22 protein-coding genes are annotated in these 19557 nt (G+C 33.3%); 15 read left to right on the top strand and 7 right to left on the bottom strand.

The window, feature by feature from the left end; genetic code table 11:
- Positions 1-7 precede the first annotated feature (7 nt).
- The gene (gene nadE / locus JK636_RS07640) at positions 8-739 is read left to right on the top strand and encodes an NAD(+) synthase (RefSeq protein ID WP_202748232.1); all 732 of its coding nucleotides are present in this window, start codon (positions 8-10) and stop codon (positions 737-739) included.
- Between the two features lie 39 nt (positions 740-778).
- Here the strand turns inward: nadE and JK636_RS07635 are convergent, their stop codons facing one another.
- Entirely contained in the window at positions 779-1225 is a 447-nt protein-coding gene (locus tag JK636_RS07635; protein ID WP_202748231.1) for a PH domain-containing protein, read from the bottom strand.
- A gap of 141 nt (positions 1226-1366) precedes the next feature.
- Here JK636_RS07635 and JK636_RS07630 point away from each other — a divergent pair, with 141 nt between their 5' ends.
- The 3 genes from JK636_RS07630 to JK636_RS07620 all read left to right on the top strand — a co-directional run bounded on the left by JK636_RS07630 (position 1367) and on the right by JK636_RS07620 (position 2821).
- A complete protein-coding gene (locus JK636_RS07630; protein WP_202748230.1) occupies positions 1367-1717 on the top strand; it encodes a hypothetical protein in 351 nt (116 codons plus the stop codon).
- 32 nt (positions 1718-1749) lie between these two features.
- Positions 1750-2223: a peptide-methionine (S)-S-oxide reductase MsrA gene (msrA, locus tag JK636_RS07625; RefSeq protein ID WP_202748229.1), complete on the top strand. Its 474-nt coding sequence runs from the start codon at positions 1750-1752 to the stop codon at positions 2221-2223.
- A 181-nt stretch (positions 2224-2404) separates the two neighbouring features.
- Complete coding sequence (locus JK636_RS07620) at positions 2405-2821, top strand: YjdF family protein (RefSeq protein ID WP_202748228.1); 417 nt, start codon at positions 2405-2407, stop codon at positions 2819-2821.
- 102 nt (positions 2822-2923) lie between these two features.
- Here JK636_RS07620 and JK636_RS07615 read toward each other — a convergent pair whose 3' ends face one another.
- Positions 2924-3565, bottom strand: coding sequence for an oxygen-binding di-iron domain-containing protein (locus JK636_RS07615; RefSeq protein WP_202748227.1), 642 nt, complete (start codon positions 3563-3565; stop codon positions 2924-2926).
- Positions 3566-3636: 71 nt separating this feature from the next.
- Here JK636_RS07615 and JK636_RS07610 point away from each other — a divergent pair, with 71 nt between their 5' ends.
- A complete protein-coding gene (locus JK636_RS07610; protein WP_202748226.1) occupies positions 3637-3810 on the top strand; it encodes a hypothetical protein in 174 nt (57 codons plus the stop codon).
- Positions 3811-3818: 8 nt separating this feature from the next.
- On the opposite strand, the gene JK636_RS07605 is transcribed toward JK636_RS07610, so the two are convergent.
- Positions 3819-3974: a hypothetical protein gene (locus JK636_RS07605; RefSeq protein WP_202748225.1), complete on the bottom strand. Its 156-nt coding sequence runs from the start codon at positions 3972-3974 to the stop codon at positions 3819-3821.
- Between the two features lie 179 nt (positions 3975-4153).
- Here JK636_RS07605 and JK636_RS07600 point away from each other — a divergent pair, with 179 nt between their 5' ends.
- The 3 genes from JK636_RS07600 to JK636_RS07590 all read left to right on the top strand — a co-directional run bounded on the left by JK636_RS07600 (position 4154) and on the right by JK636_RS07590 (position 8314).
- Positions 4154-5134: a 2-hydroxyacid dehydrogenase gene (locus JK636_RS07600; RefSeq protein WP_202748224.1), complete on the top strand. Its 981-nt coding sequence runs from the start codon at positions 4154-4156 to the stop codon at positions 5132-5134.
- 28 nt (positions 5135-5162) lie between these two features.
- Positions 5163-6182 carry a tRNA dihydrouridine(20/20a) synthase DusA gene (dusA, locus tag JK636_RS07595; RefSeq protein WP_202748223.1) on the top strand — a complete coding sequence of 340 codons (1020 nt, stop codon included), beginning with the start codon at positions 5163-5165 and terminating at the stop codon, positions 6180-6182.
- Between the two features lie 206 nt (positions 6183-6388).
- The gene (locus tag JK636_RS07590; protein ID WP_202748222.1) at positions 6389-8314 is read left to right on the top strand and encodes an APC family permease; all 1926 of its coding nucleotides are present in this window, start codon (positions 6389-6391) and stop codon (positions 8312-8314) included.
- Positions 8315-8383: 69 nt separating this feature from the next.
- Here the strand turns inward: JK636_RS07590 and JK636_RS07585 are convergent, their stop codons facing one another.
- On the bottom strand, positions 8384-8839 hold the full coding sequence (locus JK636_RS07585) for a hypothetical protein (RefSeq protein ID WP_202748221.1): 456 nt from the start codon (positions 8837-8839) through the stop codon (positions 8384-8386).
- A 226-nt stretch (positions 8840-9065) separates the two neighbouring features.
- Between JK636_RS07585 and queG the strand changes: the two genes are divergently transcribed.
- The 3 genes from queG to JK636_RS07570 all read left to right on the top strand — a co-directional run bounded on the left by queG (position 9066) and on the right by JK636_RS07570 (position 12111).
- Positions 9066-9878 (top strand): tRNA epoxyqueuosine(34) reductase QueG, encoded by an 813-nt coding sequence (gene queG, locus JK636_RS07580; protein ID WP_243428139.1) that lies wholly within the window; start codon positions 9066-9068, stop codon positions 9876-9878.
- Between the two features lie 158 nt (positions 9879-10036).
- A complete protein-coding gene (locus JK636_RS24010; protein ID WP_202748220.1) occupies positions 10037-11062 on the top strand; it encodes a DUF3231 family protein in 1026 nt (341 codons plus the stop codon).
- 29 nt (positions 11063-11091) lie between these two features.
- The gene (locus JK636_RS07570) at positions 11092-12111 is read left to right on the top strand and encodes a threonine aldolase family protein (RefSeq protein ID WP_202748219.1); all 1020 of its coding nucleotides are present in this window, start codon (positions 11092-11094) and stop codon (positions 12109-12111) included.
- Between the two features lie 61 nt (positions 12112-12172).
- Here JK636_RS07570 and JK636_RS07565 read toward each other — a convergent pair whose 3' ends face one another.
- Complete coding sequence (locus JK636_RS07565; protein WP_243428138.1) at positions 12173-14173, bottom strand: methyl-accepting chemotaxis protein; 2001 nt, start codon at positions 14171-14173, stop codon at positions 12173-12175.
- 98 nt (positions 14174-14271) lie between these two features.
- A complete protein-coding gene (locus JK636_RS07560) occupies positions 14272-15906 on the bottom strand; it encodes a SulP family inorganic anion transporter (protein ID WP_202748218.1) in 1635 nt (544 codons plus the stop codon).
- A 159-nt stretch (positions 15907-16065) separates the two neighbouring features.
- On the opposite strand from JK636_RS07560, the gene JK636_RS07555 reads away from it, so the two are divergent.
- Positions 16066-16347, top strand: coding sequence for a putative quinol monooxygenase (locus tag JK636_RS07555; RefSeq protein WP_202748217.1), 282 nt, complete (start codon positions 16066-16068; stop codon positions 16345-16347).
- A gap of 68 nt (positions 16348-16415) precedes the next feature.
- Positions 16416-16865, top strand: coding sequence for a peptide-methionine (R)-S-oxide reductase MsrB (gene msrB / locus JK636_RS07550; protein ID WP_202748216.1), 450 nt, complete (start codon positions 16416-16418; stop codon positions 16863-16865).
- A 39-nt stretch (positions 16866-16904) separates the two neighbouring features.
- On the opposite strand, the gene JK636_RS07545 is transcribed toward msrB, so the two are convergent.
- On the bottom strand, positions 16905-17981 hold the full coding sequence (locus tag JK636_RS07545) for a GIY-YIG nuclease family protein (RefSeq protein ID WP_202748215.1): 1077 nt from the start codon (positions 17979-17981) through the stop codon (positions 16905-16907).
- Between the two features lie 250 nt (positions 17982-18231).
- Between JK636_RS07545 and JK636_RS07540 the strand changes: the two genes are divergently transcribed.
- A complete protein-coding gene (locus JK636_RS07540) occupies positions 18232-18972 on the top strand; it encodes a DUF2238 domain-containing protein (protein WP_202748214.1) in 741 nt (246 codons plus the stop codon).
- Between the two features lie 107 nt (positions 18973-19079).
- Positions 19080-19556, top strand: a complete 477-nt coding sequence (gene ybaK / locus JK636_RS07535; protein WP_476727380.1) for a Cys-tRNA(Pro) deacylase — start codon at positions 19080-19082, stop codon at positions 19554-19556.
- The last annotated feature ends 1 nt before the right edge of the window (position 19557 follow it).

The following is a 19557-nucleotide window of genomic DNA, read 5'->3' as shown; positions in this document are numbered from 1 at the left end:
GAAAAGTATGAGAATAGCATTCGATTCAGCAGAGGTAAGTAAAAATATAATAAATTGGATTAAAGATTATTTCAATAATCAGCCTAACGCAAAGGGTGCTGTTATAGGTATAAGCGGCGGAAAAGACAGCACTATAACAGCAAAGCTGTTAGTAGAAGCTTTAGGAAAAGAAAGAGTATTTGGAGTTCTAATGCCAAATGGTGAGCAAAAGGATATATCGGACAGCCTAAGAGTTGTAAGTTTGCTTGGAATTAATTATAAAATAGTTAATATAGAAAAGGCCTATAATGGTCTTTTAGAAGGCATTTCAGAAGACTTGTCTGTTGATTCAAAAATAAATATTCCTCCAAGATTAAGAATGACTGTTTTATATGCTGTAAGCGCTAATCTTCACTACAGAGTATGTGGTACGGGAAATAAATCTGAAGGCTTTGTAGGCTACACCACAAAATGGGGAGATAATGCCTATGATTTTAATCCTATAGGAGATTTGACTACAGAAGAGGTTGTTGCTGTAGGTGATTTCCTAGGCCTGCCCTATGAGTTAGTCCATAAAACTCCAAGTGATGGTCTCACAGGGCAGTCTGATGAAGAGAAACTAGGTTTTACGTACACACAAATCAATGCTTATATAGAAAATGGCACCTGTGGGAACAAAGAAATAGATGAAAAAATACGATTAAAGCACGAATATAATAAGCATAAAGGAATATTTCCTCCAAAGTATATAATAGAATAACAGTGTAAAAAGGTGCTGTGTAAAACAGCGCCTTTGTAATCAGTGGATTTTGTGCTTTAAAAGCTGTGTATTTATATTTTCTGCTTGAGTGATAAACTTGCTCGAAATTTCAATCCTGAACATATTGTCCTCCATGCTAAAGTAGTTTTTCTTTAGCTTCTCAACAACAAATATCCTAGTGCCAAGCTTTTTCTTATATTCCACCTTTACCTCGTCATAGTCAAAAGAATGAATATAATTTTTATCAATGTTATCAGCATTATCTTTTTCAAATACAATAATTCGTTTATCAGTAACAGCAAAAATACAATCAATGCTCACAGTATAAATGCTAGGTGGAAAGTAATTAAAAAAAGGGTAAGGGAGAAAGCTATAAAATATATCATAAAAAAAATTTAATTTAAAAGTACCTGGAACTCCACAAATAAATTTTTCACTTAGTTTTCTATATTTATTTAAATCTAGATCAGGTGTGGTTTCTAACATGCTGCCAACTCCTTTTCTATTTTTACTATATTATATGCTGGACAAGTAACATTAACATGGCAATTTAAAAAAATGAATAAAAATTTATCATTAAGTGATATAATGTTATTAAGAGTAACTATTAAGGGAGAGGATTTCCATATGATAAATATTAAGTTTGGTGTAACAAAAGAAAATCTGGAGCTTTTAAATAATATTGTAAATGAAGCGGCAGAGTATGGAATATGGTCTGTATTTTACGGAGAACAGGAAATAACTGCTGTAGATAATATAAAAAACAAAGTAAGCTCTTTACATAACGAAAGCTTAGAAAAAAATAATTTCCTTTTAGATTTAAACTTTATTGAAGGTCAGACTTTTAAGAAAATTATAGTGTTTTATCTTACAAACAACTTTAAAAACTTAGGAAGAAGGGAATTTGAAACTATAACTGATTTTATACTATTTGTTGATGACAGCCTTGCTTTTGAAATAGAAGAAAAAGGGCTTTAATAGCAGAACATAAAGAAAGGAGTGTGTGAACTATGAAAGAGATAGTTTTAGCAGGAGGCTGCTTTTGGGGAGTTGAAGAATTCTTTGCAAGAATAGATGGAGTTATAGAAACCGATGCAGGCTATGCAAACGGCAGAATTGAAAATCCTACCTATGAGCAGGTTTGTTATGAAAATACAGGCTTTGCAGAGGCGGTTTATATTCAATATGATGAAACAAAACTGTCTCTTGAAGAACTTTTAGATAAATATTGGAGCATAATAAATCCTACTGCTTTAAACAGACAAGGAAATGATGTAGGCAGTCAATATAGAACAGGAATTTATTATTTAAATGAAGAGGATTTACGTGCAATAGTAGAAAGTAAGGAAAGGATACAGCATAATTATGAAAAAAAAGTTGTTACAGAAATTAAGCTCCTTGAAAACTACTATAAGGCAGAAGAATATCATCAAAGATATTTAAAGAAAAATCCAGGCGGCTACTGTCATATAAAACTGGATTAAGCAAGTTATTGAAAAATATAAAGTTTTAATATATATTTTATATAGAGATAAAAACACAGATCCGGTTGGTAGTCCGGACCTATATAACTATATAAATATTTATATAGTTATATAGAAGTAACCTTCCCTCCTGGGGTCGTCCGTTCTCTATGATTCATTAATTAATCAGGAGGAAAATAAAATGAAAACACAAATCAAATTAACTGTATTTTTTGAAGGCATTTTTTGGGTAGGAGTTTTTGAAAAGATTTCTGAGGAAAGATACGAAGCAGCAAGAGTAGTTTTTGGCTCAGAGCCCAAGGATTATGAAGTTTATGACTTTATTCTTAAGAATTTCAATAGAATAAACTTTATAAGTTCTACAGAGCTTGAGGTTTTTGAAGAGAAGAGAATAAATCCTAAAAGACTTCAAAGAGAAGTTAAGAAAGAGGTTGAAAACTCTGGAGCTTCAACAAAGGCTCAGCTTGCTGTAAAAGAGCAGTATGAACAATTAAAGCTTCAGCGTAAAATGCTTTCAAAGGAAGAAAAGGAAGAGCAGTTAAAAAGAAAGTTTGATTTGAGACAGCAGAAGAAAAAAGAAAAACACAGAGGGCATTAATGAGGGCAGCGAGCATTGAAGGAGCCTTTAAGAAACTTATAATTAAAGAAATATAAAAAACAAGCTGAAGCAAGGTATGTTGAACTGCTTCAGCTTGTTTTTTTATAACTTTAACACTGGACCGTGTCCGGGAATAATGTAATTAAGAGAAAGCTCAGAAAGGATTCCTTGAACTGCTTTATGTGCACTAGGGTCAGGAATCTGATGAGGTGCAATTCTAATAACTTCGTCTTTTAAGCTGGAATCAACTATTGGTTCAGTAACCTCTCCCATGCGTATAAACAAATCACTACTGAATAAAAGTCCATTGGTAGTTTCAAAGGCCAAAAGTCCCTCCCAAAGATGCATTTCTGAGGGATAAGTTATGAATTTAAAACTTAAGTCATTTAAAACAAGAGTTTCCTCAGGTACTTTACTTACAGCATTTTTAGTAATGCCAAAGCCCATAAGCTGACGAGCTGTAACTGCCGAGCAAATGGTTTTTGCATCAGGAAAATGTTCTAATAAAAGACTTAATCCTCCACATTCATCGCTTTCAAAATGGGAAACAAAAATATAGGATAGACTTTTATCACCTAGTATCTCTTTTAGAATAGGAATAAGTGCTTCAGTCATTTGGAAGCTACCTGTATGTATAAGCATAGGCTCTTCGCCTAGAAGCAGAAACTGATTAAAGGATAAATTTATCTGAGGATTGTAAGTATTAAACATATAAAGGTTGTCAAAAATTTTTATCTGCTGCATAAATAAAATCTCCTTTTTTAGCTAGAATATATATTATTTTAACACACTTTGTAAAACACGGAGGATATTCTATGAAAATAATAAAAGACAATGAAAAACTTAGAAACTACTCTCAGGTTGAAAGCTTTAACAGAATGTCGGACTTAGATGAAGAAACAACCTCAAGAGAAACTGCAGGAGGAGATAAGGAGCTTCTTAAGGCAGATATTAATGATAAAGATTATGTAGAGAAAGAAAACACATAGGCAGCAGCCTATGTGTTTGAATTTTGCTTGGAAGTCTTTTTACCTTTAGAAGTATTGATCTCCTGAGTACCAAGACCCATTTGCTTATTGTTTGGCCTTGTACGTTCGGGTATTGAAGTGGATGTTTCTGTATAGTTATTTATTAATTGTGATCTGTCAGCCATGTTAATCACCTCCATAAACTTAGGATGTCTAATAAAGCATAAATTATAATTGGATAACTTAAATACGTAACACTAATTTTACATACCTTGGCAATAAATAGGGTATTCATATTTGATGTGGATGTATTTTACTGATATCATGTTTATAATGTAATATTAACAAGAAATGAGGTATTAAAATGAATAAACCTAAAGTATATATAACAAATAGTATTCCTAAGGAAGTTTTAGATTATATTGGCAAGCACTGCGATTATGAAATATGGGATAATGAAGAAAATATCCAAAGAGAAGAGCTTAAGCTAAATCTAAAAGATAAAGCTGGTGTCATGCTTACAGGCATAAAAATTGATGAGGACTTGCTGCAGTATGCACCTAGCCTAAAGGTAGTAAGCAACATAGCTGTCGGGTATAATAATTTTGATATAGAAGCAATGAAAAAAAGAAAGGTTATAGGCACAAATACTCCATATGTATTGGATGGAGCAGTAGCCGATTTAATCTTTGGACTAATTTTATCGACTTCAAGAAGGATTACAGAGCTAGATAGCTACGTTAAAAAAGGTCAGTGGAAGGCAAGTGATGATAAAAATCTTTACGGAACTGATGTGCATCGTACAACCTTGGGTATTATAGGAATGGGGAGAATAGGGGAAGCAGTAGCTAAGAGAGCTAAACTTGGATTTGAAATGGAAGTGCTTTACTATAATAGAAGCAGAAAAGTGGAGACTGAGAAAAGTCTAGGAGTAAAGTATTCCGATATGGATAATCTCCTTGAGAAATCAGATTTCATAGTTCTTATGACTCCACTTACAAAAGATACCTATCATTTAATCGATGCTGAGGAGTTTAGCAAAATGAAAAGGACAGCTATTTTCATAAATGCATCTAGAGGGCAGACCGTTAACGAGAAGGCTTTAATTGAAGCTTTGGAAAATAAGAAGATACTCGCTGCAGGTCTTGATGTATATGAAACTGAACCTATTAATAAAGATAATCCTCTTTTAAAGATGGATAATGTTGTTACTCTTCCTCACATAGGTTCAGCTACAGCTAGAACGCGATTTGATATGGCTATGACTGCAGCTGAAAACCTTGTTAAGGGGGTACTTGGAGAAAAGCCTAAGTACGTTGTGCCGGAATTAGAGGATCTAATATAATGCCAAGTGTTTCAGGAAGGTGAAAAGAATGAACGCGAAAATAAGCATAGCTCCAATGGTAGATAAAACAGATAGACACTTTAGATATTTTTCAAGAATAATGACAAAAGAATCTCTTTTATATACGGAAATGATAACTGCGCAAGCTATATTAAATGGCGACAGAAATAAAATTTTGGACTTTAATCCTGTTGAAAAGCCTTTAGCTCTTCAGATAGCAGGGTGCAATCCAAAAGATATTTATGAAGCGATAAAAATAGCTGAGGATTGGGATTATGATGAAATAAATTTAAATGCAGGTTGTCCTTCAGACAGAGTTGCCGGCAATGAAATGGGTGCTGTTTTAATGGCATACCCGCATCTTGTAGCAGAAATGATAGAGGCTATGAAAAAGGCTACAAATAAGCCCGTTACAGTAAAAAACAGAATAGGAATAGAAGGAAAAAATGTGCTGCCTGAAAGTTATGGAAGAACTTTGCTAGATAGATATGAAGATATGGAAAGTTTTATAAGAATAGTTTCCAAGGCAGGGGCAGATACCTTTATAGTTCATGCAAGAATTGCAATTCTTGAGGGATTAAGTCCAAAGGAAAACAGAGAAATACCTCCAATGAGATATGAGGATGTATATAGACTTAAAAACGAAAATCCAAGTTTAAATATAATAATAAATGGAGGAATAAAAACAAAAGAGGATATCAAAAGGCACCTTAAACTTGTAGACGGGGCTATGATTGGCCGTGCAGCCTATGAAAATCCTTATTTTCTAACCTGTTTTGACAACTTCTTTCCCGGGAAAACTTCAGAGGGACTTACAAGGAGACAGATTATAGAAAAATTCATACCTTATGTTGAAGAGGAAGAGAGAAAGGGAAACTCAACTAATTCTCTTTTAAGACATACCATTAATCTCTTTTATGAGAAAAAAGGAAGCAGACTATTTAAGCAGCTTATAACACCTCCTTATGAAAAAGGTATGAATGGCAGTAAAATACTTAATAAGGCTCTAGAGCTTCTGCCTCATGACGTTTTAGATGAAAAATCATAAATTTGTATATAAATATGTCCTAAGGTTTGGAAAACTAATCTTAAGCGAGCATTAAAGAGTAAACATCAAGTGAAATGCTTTAACCTATGAAAACAAAGGAATTACAGCTGTTTGGAATGAATTTGCTGTATTGAATATAAACGCTTATGGTACTATAATTGTTATATTATATTGGTTTTGGTTAATTTTATCAGGGGGAATAATTTATGGTTAGAGAATTAAAACAGTTTCTCATTGGAGAACCTTTAAATAATGTTGATTTAAAGGATGAAAAGTACAATGTTCGTTGGGGTCTTCCAATACTTTCAAGTGATGCTATTTCGTCCGTTGCCTATGCTGGGGAGGAAATGCTTCTTGTAATGATACCGGTTATTGGTCTTATGTCTTATAAGTATGTGTTTTATATATCGTTAGCTATCATAGGCTTACTAACGCTTCTTATGCTTTCTTATAGACAAACAATCGATAATTATCCAAACGGCGGAGGAGCTTATATTGTTGCAAAAGAAAACTTAGGAGTATTTGCAGGAGTTACAGCAGGTGCTGCGCTTTCCATTGACTATATTATGACTGTGGCAGTTAGTGTATCCTCTGGAGTTGCTCAGATTGCCTCAGCTTTTGAAGTTTTAAGACCCTATGTAGTACCTATAAGTGTAATTCTTGTTATTTTACTCATGTTAGGCAATCTTAGAGGAATTAGAGAATCTTCTAAGATTTTTGGACTGCCTGCATATTTGTTTATATTTGCGGTATTAAGTATGCTTGTAGTTGGATTTTACAAATATTTCACTGGAGTTCCAATTGTTGAACCAAAGGTTTCAAGTAATTACTATGGAACTACTGCATCCGTTTCAATAATACTGATTCTGCGTGCTTTTTCAAATGGCTGCACAGCTTTGACAGGAGTTGAAGCAGTAAGCAATGCGGTTCCAAACTTTAAGGAACCTTCAACTAAAAATGCTAAAATGGTTCTTCTATTATTGTCAGCTATTATACTCGTTTTATTTGGAGGAACTTCAATACTTGCTAATATATATCATGCTACACCTGGTGCAGGACATCAAACAGTACTTGTTCAGATGGCAGATCAAATATTTGGACGTGCTACATTTTTAAATTCAGCGATGTTCTACTTTATTACTACAATGCTGTTTTTGATATTAGTACTGGCTGCAAACACAGCGTTTTCCGGTTTCCCTATGCTGGTATCAGTAATGGCAAGCGAAGGCTTTGTTCCAAGGCAGCTTAAAATGCGTGGAGACAGATTAAGCTATTCCAATGGGATAATCATACTCTCAGTCGCTGCAGCATTATTAATAATTATATTTGATGCAAAAGTTTCTTCCCTTATGGGATTATATGCTGTAGGAGTATTTATTTCCTTTACGCTATCACAAACAGGCATGCTTTTTAGATGGTTTAGAAATAAAGGTAATCATTGGCACATAAAAGCTTTGATAAATGGAGCAGGAGCATTAGTTACGGGTATTGCAGTCATAATAATAGCTGTAACAAAATTTAATGAGGGAGCCTGGATAGTAGTTATTGTTATACCTATTCTAATGACTCTAATGTTAAAGGTTAAAAAACATTATGTTGCTCTTGCAAAGCAGCTTCGAATAAATCAAGAGGAATACGAATCAATAGATATATCAAGAGATCATTATAGAAATAGAGTCATAGTTCCAATTGCAAGCATCAATAAGTCAAGTGTGCGTGCTCTTAGATATGCGAAAACTATTTCGGATAATGTAACAGCTTTTAGTGTTGCCATAGATGATGAAGCTGAACAGAAGCTGAAAAATAATTATGGAAAGATAAAAACTGATATTCCGCTTATAGTAAAGTATTCACCTTATAGAAAGGTTATTGAACCTCTTCTTGAATTTATAAAATCTGAAGAATACGACTATAAACCCGGTGATATTATTACAGTAATTCTTCCTCAATTTGCTGTTAAAAAGTGGTGGCAGAAACTGCTTCATAACGGTACAAGAATATTTATTGAAAGAGAACTTATGAAGCATAAGCATATAGTTGTGTCTACAATACCTCTTCAAATGAATGATGATGATGATGTAATAAGATCTCCAAAGTATAATCCAACCCATGAAAAACCTTGGGAGATGTAATATTTAACTAAAGGCCAGAAATTATACAATTTAGTATAATTTCTGGCCTTTATTAATTAAAGCTCCGGTTTATACAGATTTCTTGTGACTTTTTAAGTCATTGATTAGAAGGCTAATTTCATGCATACTGTATTTTTTATTAGGAAGGGTTTCGTTTTTAACCATATCCATAAGGTATCTTGCATAAAATATCTGCTTTTGAGTAGCTGGCTTATCCATATAACTTATTGAAGGTTTTACTTCAGAAGCTTCTTCCTTTTCAGCAATATTATAAGCCTCCTTTAAGAAAATATCTTCCATTGTAGAAAGCAAATCTTTATAAAGCTCCTCATCAATCAATAAAAGATCATAATATTTCTTTCCTTGGTTAGTGCTTATATATCTTCTTTTCCAAATATTAAATGCAGTTGCATATTCTAAAACTTCCACCTTTTCAGGATTTAGCTTAATGAGCTTTTGAGCAATTCTTCGCATAGATGCTTTTATCTGTTTTTTTACCGAGGCTTCAAGCGATTTAAACTTCATAGAAAGACCTCCTAAATATAATTTAGAACATACGTTCTATTTATATTTTACATTATTTTTAGAAAATTGTCACAAGAAAATTAATGGAAAAAAGTTTTTGAGTCCAATGCTTTTTTTATATTGAAATTAAGTATAATAAAATTATGAAATTTAAGATCATCAAGTGCTTAATTTTTTAAATGCGGCAATACTAAAAATAGTTATGCTATTGATTGGAAGTGTTGAGATGAAAGAAAAATTAATAGAATTTTGCAATTCTATAAATATAGACTGCGTAGGAATAGCGCCTCCAGGGCCTTATTATGACTTCGGGGAAAAGTGGAGAAAACAGATTGAAAGAGGATATATAACTGGTTTTGAGGAAAAGGATTTTAATAGGAGGATTTATCCTGATTTAACTTTTGAAGGTACAAAATCAGTTATAGTATGTCTGTTTCCATATTATATAGGGAATGTGGAAGAAGCAAATATGTCCAAATACTGCTTCAGCAAAGATTATCATATTATAGCAAAGGAAAAGCTTGAAACTATAGGAAGCTTTCTAAAGGAAACTATAGATGACTTTGACTATAAGGCTTTCGTAGATACAGGTCCGTTAAGCGACAGATACATGGCTCACAAAGCAGGGCTTGGCTTTTGGGGAATAAATAATCATCTTATTACAGATAAGTATGGTTCTTATTTTTTTATAGGATATATTTTAAATAACTATTCTTTTGAACCGGATAAACCACAGGAAAGAACCTGCTATCAGTGCTTTAACTGTGTTAGAAAGTGTCCGGGTCAGTGCATACTAGGAGACTTTACAATAAATCCATTAAAATGCAAGTCATACATAACACAAAAGAAAGGTGAGCTTTCAGAAGAGGATATAGAAACCTTAAAAAAACATAAGCTTGTATGGGGCTGCGATGTTTGTCAAGATGTATGTCCTCATAATAAAAAGGTTGAAAAGACACCAATAGAAGAGTTTAGAAAAGACTTAAAGTATACAATTGAGTATGAAGAAATAAGCAAATTTCAAACAAGGAGTTTTTAAGAAGATATAAAGACAGAGCTTTCAGCTGGAGAGGAAGAGCTGTAATAGTTAGAAATCATGAAATTATACATGAATTGAATAAAGATAGGGGGTAAAAATAAACTTTAATAATAGTTTTTTAGAGCTTTGGAAAAACTATCATTGAAGGAGTGATAAAAGTGGAAATAGTACATGATTATAAAAGTATACCTCTTACTTCAGCGGAAATAGGTTATCTGTGGCTCACTTATCTTCTTAACTCAAAAGCAAAGCAGATTATTACTTATGCTGTAGAAACAAGCGAAGATGAAAATATAAAAGAAATAATGCAGGAATCAGTTAACTTATCAAACAAAAATACAGAGGTTTCAAAAGAAATTTTTCAAAGTGTTTCTCATCCAGTACCCTATGGTTTTTCCGAGTTTGACATTAAACTGAAAAGTGGGAAACTATATAGTGATAAGCTAATGCTGCAAACCTTAAAACTGTATTTAACTGTAGGTATTTCTCAATACGGGTTTGCTTTGGGCTTAGCAGCAAGAAAAGATATTAAAGCATTTTTTTATGAAAGCATGCAGGATAGTTTAAATCTACTAAATAAAATTGACAATGTTGCTTTAAATAAGGGTATTTTTATGAGAACACCTAATATACCGATTCCAAATCAAGTTGAATTCGCAGAAAATAAGAGCATAATGGGGAAATTTATAGGACATAAAAGGCCTATGACAGCATTGGAAGCAGCTAGTATGTTTAACGCTTCTTTATCAAACTGTATAACAAAAGCAAATATAATGGGTCTTGCTCAAACTATGAAGGACGATAAGATCAGAGATCTTTATGAAAAAATAGTTAGAACCTTAAAAGAACATACAGAAGACCTTAATGTTAAGCTTCAAAATGAAAATCTTTTAACACCATCTAATTTAAATAGTGAAATATTAAACTCAACAGAATCCCCATTTTCAGACAGACTTTCATTGTACTATGCATATACATTAATGGGTGACTTACTAGGAACCTATGCCATATCAAAGATAAATGTGGTAAGAAAGGACTTGATGCTGGCACTTACACATTTAAGCGGTGAAGTGCTATTACTTATTAAAGATGCATCAGACATAATGACAGAGAGAGGCTGGTACGAAGAAATGCCTAAAAATGTTGACAGATATGATATAATTGACAGTAATGAGGAAGATTAAAATAAAGTTTTAAGTCGGGGGGATTAGTTATGTACAGCTTTAAAAATGATTACAGCGAAGGTGCACATCCTAGAATATTGAATGCACTTTTAGAAACTAACCTTGAGCAAGGTGAAGGCTACGGAGAAGACAAATATACTGAAGAAGCTGTTAAGCTGCTAAAAGAGAAGATAGGAAGAAACGATATAGATATTCATCTTTTTCCAGGAGGTACTCAAACAAATTTAACGGCAATATCAGCATTTTTGAGACCACATGAGGCTGCTGTGGCAGTGAGTACAGGACATATACTCGTACATGAAACCGGAGCTATTGAAGCTACAGGCCATAAGGTTATATCTATTGAGGCAAAAGATGGAAAACTTACTCCAGAACATATAAAAGAAGCTTTGGAGGCTCATACTGATGAGCATATGGTAAAGCCGAAGCTTGTTTACATATCAAACTCTACAGAAATCGGGTCTATTTATAAAAAAGCTGAGCTTATTGAATTAAGCAGATTCTGCAGAGAAAACAAATTATACTTATATGTTGATGGTGCAAGATTAGGTTCAGCATTATGCTCAGAGGAAAATGATCTTGAGCTTTCTGATTTTGGCAGTCTTGTTGATGCTTTTTACATAGGAGGCACGAAAAATGGAGCACTTTTAGGAGAGGCACTTGTGATTTGTAATAACTCTCTAAAAGAAGATTTTAGATTTTTTATAAAACAAAAGGGAGCCCTTCTTGCAAAAGGGAGACTTCTAGGAATACAGTTCTTAGAGCTCTTTAGAGATAACTTATATTTTGAACTCGCAAAACATGCTAATTCCATGGCGCAGCTTTTGAAAAAAGGAATTAGTGAAGAAGGATATTCATTTTTGATTGACTCACCTTCAAATCAAATTTTTCCCATACTGCCTGATAATATAATCGAAAAGCTTCAGGAGAAATATTTGTTTATTATTTGGCAGAAAAATAATTATAATACCTCTGTTATCCGACTTGTAACTTCCTGGGCAACAAAGGAAGAAAAGGTGTTAGAATTTATTAAAGATTTAAAATGCTAAGTATTATAAAAAAGAAGCTAAACTTGAACGGCTCAAGTTTAGCTTCTTCCTTTTATTTAAACTAAATTTTAAACTTGTTTATCTGCTCTTCAAGCTTGCTTGAAAGCTCTTTTAACTCTAGCGCAGAGTTTGTAAATTCATTCATTGCCGCAGTAACTTCTTCTGTAGTAGCAGAAACCTCTTCAGCACTTGCGGAAGACTCTTCAGATACAGCTGAAATATTCTGCATCCTTGAAACTATCTCCTGCTTTCCTTTATTAGTTTCAACAACAGAAGCTTGTATTTGGTTAAAGCCGTTTAATATATCAGTAACAGCCTCAAGTATCTTATTAAATATGTGTTTTGTATCTGCAACAGCCTGGTTTTGAAGAGCTGCAATACGATTAGCCTCTTCCATTGACTGTACTGCTTTATTGGACTTAACTTTAATGGCTTCAATCAAACCTTGAATTTGATTGGTAGCAGAAGTAGATTGCTCCGCAAGCTTTCTTATCTCATCAGCCACTACTGAGAAACCTTTTCCAGCTTCCCCAGCTCTGGCTGCTTCTATAGCTGCATTTAAAGCTAATAAGTTAGTCTGAGATGCAATATTATTAATAGTATCCGTTATCATACCTATCTGCCCGGTTGACGCATTCATTTCGCTTACAACTTCACCAACTTCTAAAGAAGCTGCGTTGCTCTTTTCTGTCGTTTCTGTAAGCTTATTTACAATATTTAAACCATCTCTACCAAGCTTATTTGATTTCTCAGATACATTTATCATATCTTCTGCAAGAGCATCTATTGTATCAATCTGGCCAGCTAAAACATTGACTGCATCAACTCCAGTTTGAATATCCTGTGAGGTTTCGGAAGCTCCTTGAGCAACCTGATCAATGGTTAAAGCTACTTCGTTAATAGCATTATTTGTTTCACTTGCCATATTGCCTATACTGTTAGAAGTAGAAGCAATAACTTCAGAAGATGCTTTTACATTAAGAATAAGCTCTCCAATCTTTCTCATCATCATGTTAAAGTGATTTCCGACTTCTTCGAACTCGTCTTTGGAATGAATATTAACTCCAACAGTCAAATCTCCTTCAGCAGCCTTTTCAAAGGTTTCTTTAAGCTGTTTAAGCTTTGATGCCATTCCAGAACTTACAATGATGGAAACAATAACTGCCAAAACAGCTACAACAGAAATTACTACTAATGTAACCTTTAATATTGCATTAGTCTTTGATGTAAGTTCAGTCACGGGTAGTGAAGCCATTATTCTCCAGCCTGTTAGCTTGTTAGTTGTGTAATTAATAAATTTATTTTCTCCCTTATATACAAAGGATTGATAACCGCTTTCATTCTTTTGTGCATTGCTCCAGTATTCTAGTGTAGTAGCAACATTGCCTCCAAGAAGAGAGCTGTCTGGATGAGCTATCATAATACCCTTTGAATCAGATATAAATACGTAGCCTTTTGAGCCAATTGTAACACCGGAAAGAACCTTTGATACTTCATCAAGATTTACATCCATAGACAAAACACCAACAAATTGACCATTATTTTCTACAGTTTTTGAAAGTGATATCATCATTTTGCCAGATGTAGCATCCTTATAAGGATCAGTAAAAACAATTTTCCCTTTATTATTAAATGCATTGTTATACCAATCTCTTGTTGTAGGGTCATAGTCAGCTGGAAAATTTGTAGCGGGGAATACAGTCATATGTTTGTTAGGAGTAGCAATATAAATAGAAGCAATATCACTTCGAGACGACTGCATATTTTGAAGTAAACCAAGAGCAAAAGGTTCATATTCAGGATGAAGTGTTATTTCTTTGAAATCGATGTTATTAGACAGCATGTTAAGATTTCCAGATATTCCTGAGAAATAGTTATCAATTCCCCTGTTAACCTCTCTTAGTGTTTCTGAAGTTGATCTGTGAAACTCATTAGTCATTGAATTGTTTGCTGTTGTATAGGCAAAAAAGCCTAATATTCCAGCGGGTAATAAAGAAACAGCAATTAATATAACTAATAACTTTACTCGAATACTTCTTAAATTAATTGTTTTTTTCTTCAATGTACGACACTCCTCACTATTATTCGACATGATTTTATTATATATATCGTACATTGTACACTTTACTTTAGTGAATTCTTATTAAAATTATTAAATATTTATGCACATTTTTCAACCATTGCAGAAATTGCTTCATCTGTGCTCCAAAATATATTTTCATCGCTTATAATATTTGAAGTATCTGTTCTTTTCAGCATTTCTGAGACTTTGGGGTTAACCGCTGAAAATGCAACTTGAATACCTTTATTTTGTAAATCCATAAGACATTCGTGAAGTACCATAGAACCAGAAATATCAATCATTGGCATACCCCTCATTGATAAAATTATAAGCTCCACACCCTCAAGCTCAGAAAGTATAGAAGAGAGTTTTTCTGCTGTTCCAAAGAATAAAGGACCAGTAAAATATATAACTTTTGTGCTTTGAAGCAAAGCTAAGTCTAAGTTTTTTGATGAAAGCTTTTCAGGATAAACATCGCTGACAACTATATCAATATCTGAAATTCTAACCATAAACAAAATAAGTGAAAATATTATTCCAACAATAATAGCAATAGTCAAGTCAAATACAATAGTAGCGGTCATAGTAAGTATAAACTTCCATATTGCTCCTTTAAATCTTTTACTGAAGATATTCTTAATGCCTTCCCACTCATTCATTCTCCATGCAGTTATCATAAGCACTCCAGCAAGAGCTGAAAGAGGAATCTTTGACATTACAGGAGAAAGCAAAAACATAGATATTATAAGACCAATAGAATGAATTACTGAAGTAAGCCTTGTCTTTGAACCGGATTTTATAGCAACACTGGTTCTGGCGATAGCTGCAGTTGCTGGTACGCCTCCAAATAAAGGAATAAGCATATTTCCGATACCTTGGGCTACAAGCTCTCTGTCAGCATTTATTTTCTCGCCTTTCATTCTCCCTGCAGAGGAACCGCAAAGAAGAGTCTCAATAAGACCAAGTGCAGCAATGCTTATTGAAGGTATAATAAAATCCTTAATATTACCTAATGAAAGATATGAAAAACGCAGTCTTTCGTCTAATATAAGCTTACGTGGTATATCACCAACAACAGCTACATTTAACTTAAATAATATAGATACAAGTACTGCGGCTATTATAGCTGCAAGAGAAGATGGAAAAATCATATTAAATTTTTTTGGCCAGGCTATCATAATCGCAATAACTAACAAACCAATAGTAAGTGCTGTATAATTAGGCTTAAAGCCAAGATAAGAATAAGATAAAAGCTTTTTAACAGCATTATCTCCCTTGCTAACAGTTCCAAATAAATTATCTATCTGACCTAGTGCAATAATAACAGCAATACCTGACGTAAAGCCTGTTATTACAGGCACAGGAATATAATGTACAATATGACCAATCTTAAAAATTCCTGCAATTAATAAAATAACACCGGATAAAAATCCTGCAATAAAAATTCCCTTCATTCCATACTTCATTGCAATAGGCACTAAAACTGCAGTCATAGCACCGGTTGGACCTGAAATTTGATAAGAAGCGCCACCTAAAAGTGCAATGACTATACCGGCAAAAATAGCTGTAATTATTCCAGAAGCACCAGTTGCACCGCTGCTTACCCCAAAAGCCAAAGCCAGAGGAAGAGCAACAGCTGTAACTGTAAGACCGGAAAGCATGTCCTTCACTAAAGAAGAACTGTTGTAGCCTTTAAATTCTTTTTTTAAATCATAAACAAAATCCCTAATCAAAATAAAGCCTTCTTTCGTCTAATTTTAACAATATACGACTTGCCTTTAATATTTTAACATAAAATTCACAAGTTTTTCACACTTTATGGCGAAAAGTTTCAAAATAAAAAGTGATAATGGAAAAATATGATATAATACACATAGAAAGAAGGTAATAAAATGATAACTATAGTCTCTAAAAATATTGTAAAAGAAGGCAAAGCGGAAGAATTTAAAAACCTTGCAAAAGAGCTTATAGAGGAAAGTAGAAAAGAAGCGGGCTGCATATCCTATAATTTAAATCAAGATATAAATAACAGCAATATATTAACTTTCATTGAGGAATGGAAGGATAAAGAGGCAATAGAAAAGCATAATAAAAGCACTCATTTTACATCAATTGTTCCTAAGCTTGGTGAACTTAGAGAAGATAAGGAATTAAATTTATACGTAAGAGTTTAAAAACGTTAAACCTAGGGGAATATGAAAGTATCCTCTAGGTTTATTTAACACAAAAAAGGAGTGATAATGTGCCTAAAAATTATAACAAGCCAGATCCAAAGGAACTTAAAGAAAAGTTAAACGACCTTCAGTATAAAGTCACACAGGAAAATGCTACAGAGCCGCCCTTTAGAAACTCCTATGACGAGCATTTTGAAAAGGGCATATATGTTGATGTTGTATCAGGAGAGCCGCTGTTTGCTTCAAGCAGCAAATATAATTCTGGATGTGGGTGGCCGGCATTTACAAAGCCTATAAGCAGAGAATTTATTAAGGAAAAAGCCGATTTTGGCCACAACATGCATAGAATCGAAGTTAGAAGCAAGTTTGGAGATTCTCATCTTGGACACGTTTTTAATGACGGACCTATCGAGGAAGGCGGGTTAAGATACTGCATCAATTCTGCTGCTTTAAGATTTGTTCCTCTTGATAAGATGAGGGAAGAAGGCTATGAGGAATTTATTTCTTTAGTTGAATAAATATACTAACAATGAAGGGCTGTTTTTAAGTGCAGCCCTTTACCTTTTTATAATATTATCAATAGATATTTGGAGATTAATTTCATCATTATTTTCTATACATGCTTCAGGGATTGAAAAATAATTGCAGCTTTTTTGTTTACTGTTTAAATAGGAGTATATTATTTGAGTTTGATCTATTTCATTTTTGCCGATTTCTGTGGAAGCATCATAAGGTTTGCTTTTTAATAGCTTTATTACAGTATTGCTTAGATAAGCTGCAAGTGGTTTAAGCTTGCAGTCATCAAGGCTGAACTTTTCCTTATATATAATAGAAATGCCGCTTATAAGAAAGAATTTTATATTACTCTCATCAAGAAATTCAACTACAGCTATATTCTCATTTTCTTTGACAAACTCTAGAATTTTTTCTCTGTTTATCAAGCTATTGACCGCAGTAATATAATCTCTATATTTTATAGCTGTATCAAATTCTAAGTTTTGTGCTGCTGAATTCATATTAAGCTCCATTTTATTGATTATATTTTTGTTATCTCCCAAAAGAAGCTCTGATATTTCTTTAATTACAGCAGGATACTTAAGTTTGGCAGAAGCATCAAAGCAAATACCCATGCATTTTCCAAGTGAATAATTAAGGCAGGGAGAAGTACTTTTAAAGCTGCCGCTGCATTTGATTTTGCAGGTTTCCTTTATTCCTTCTAGAGCATTTTCAACTGTACTCTTGCTTCCATAGGGGCCGAAATAGTAATTGCTTGCAGTATCTTTTTTTTCACTGCATAGTCCAATATTTAAATAATCCCTGCTGATTTCTATATAGGTGTAAGATAAAGGATTTTTCATCATTCTATTATAAATAGGCTTTAGATCCTTAATTAATTTACATTCTAGCAGAAAGGCTTCAAACTCTGTATCAGTAAGTATGAAATCAAAATCCTTTAAATGCTTTGTAAGCTTAACAACCTTTGGACTATGAGCCTTTGAACTGTGAAAATAAGAACTTACTCTGCTTTTTAAGTTTTTAGACTTTCCTACATAAAGTATGCTGCCTGAGGAGTCCTTCATCAAATAAACTCCAGGTGATTTTGGTAGAGTTTTAAGTTTTTCTTTTAAGTCCATAGGTAGGCCTCCATAATTAGTAATTTTGTGCTATATTTTATATATTATCATTATTTAAGATATATACAATGCGAAAGTTCTAATACATTAGTGATGTCATAAAATCCTTGAAGTTTGGATATTTTATGACCGTATTAATTTAAGAATTTTATTACTTTGTATATAGTACGGATAAGAAATTTACTAAACATCTTTGAAGGGTATAATGCATATTATACTATCACACAGAAATAGGGGAATGAGGGTTAATATGAAAAAGAAAATATTTAACAGTAGACTTTTAGTTATCATTGTGTTTATTACTTTTGTACTATCGGCTATATATGTTACAGTTAAAATAGTATTATCACCTGTAGCAGCACCGAATAATAATGTATCGGTTCGTGTAAAAGGAGATTATGTAATAATGCTTCTGCAGTGCATATTGGGAGCTGTTGCTTTATTTCTTCCGAGTATGCTGAAAAAACGCTTGCATCTTTATATACCATCAAAAATGGTTATAGTATATGCGCTTTTTCTTTACTCGGCAATATATTTAGGTGAAGTACATTCCTTTTATTACAGGGTCAAAAACTTCGATACAATACTGCATACTTGTAGTGGAGCAATGCTTGGAGCCCTTGGTTTTTCCTTCATAACTATTCTAAATAAAGCAGATACGGTTCCGATGAATTTGAGCCCTGCTTTTGTAGCTTGGTTTACCTTTTGCTTTGCAGTAACTCTTGGTACCATATGGGAGATATATGAGTTCTCAGTGGACTTTATTTTCAATACAAATATGCAAAAATATGCTCTTGAAAGCGGTAAAGCGCTGATTGGAAAGGCTGCTTTGCTGGATACAATGAAGGATCTTATTGTTGATACATTAGGCTCATTAACTATGTCAGTAATAGGGTATATTTCTTTAAAAAACAAAAAGGGCTGGATTGAAAAATTTCAGCTAAGATTTATAAAATATAATAAAGAAAAGATGGAAGATAGGTACTTCTAATAAGAGTTAGCCAGCGGAATCAGGCGAGAATAGACAGCCTAGTGTTTAATTTTTTAGTGATTCCCGTTTAGAGGAGGATAAAGTTGAGTAACGTAAAGACAAATGCTATGAGAATTCTTGATAAGTCAGGAATCTCATATAATACATATAATTATGATATAGGTGATGGATTGATTGATGGAGTTTCAGTTGCAAATAAAATAGGAAAACCCGCAGAGCAGGTTTATAAAACTCTTGTGACTCAAGGCACAAGTAGAGAATACTATGTTTTTGTTATTCCCGTAGCTAAAGAACTGGATTTAAAAGCTGCTGCCAAAGCTGTAGGAGAAAAGGCAGTTGAAATGATAAAGGTTTCAGATATAAATAAAGTTACAGGCTATATTCGAGGCGGTTGTTCTCCAATAGGAATGAAAAAAGAATATAAGACTGTTCTTGATAGATCCTGCCAAGAATTAAGTACTTTTATTATCAGTGCGGGCAAAATAGGACATCAAATTGAATTACCTCCAAGTGACTTAAAGGAGCTTATAGGCTGCAGCATAGAAGATGTTGTTATTAAGCAGCCTCTAACAGGAGGAATATAAT

This window comes from Clostridium rhizosphaerae (assembly GCF_016765585.1).
Classification (GTDB): Bacteria; Bacillota; Clostridia; order Clostridiales; family Clostridiaceae; genus Clostridium_AT; species Clostridium_AT rhizosphaerae.
The sequence above is the reverse complement of the archived record's forward strand: the minus strand, read 5'-3'. Positions and strand labels throughout refer to the sequence as shown.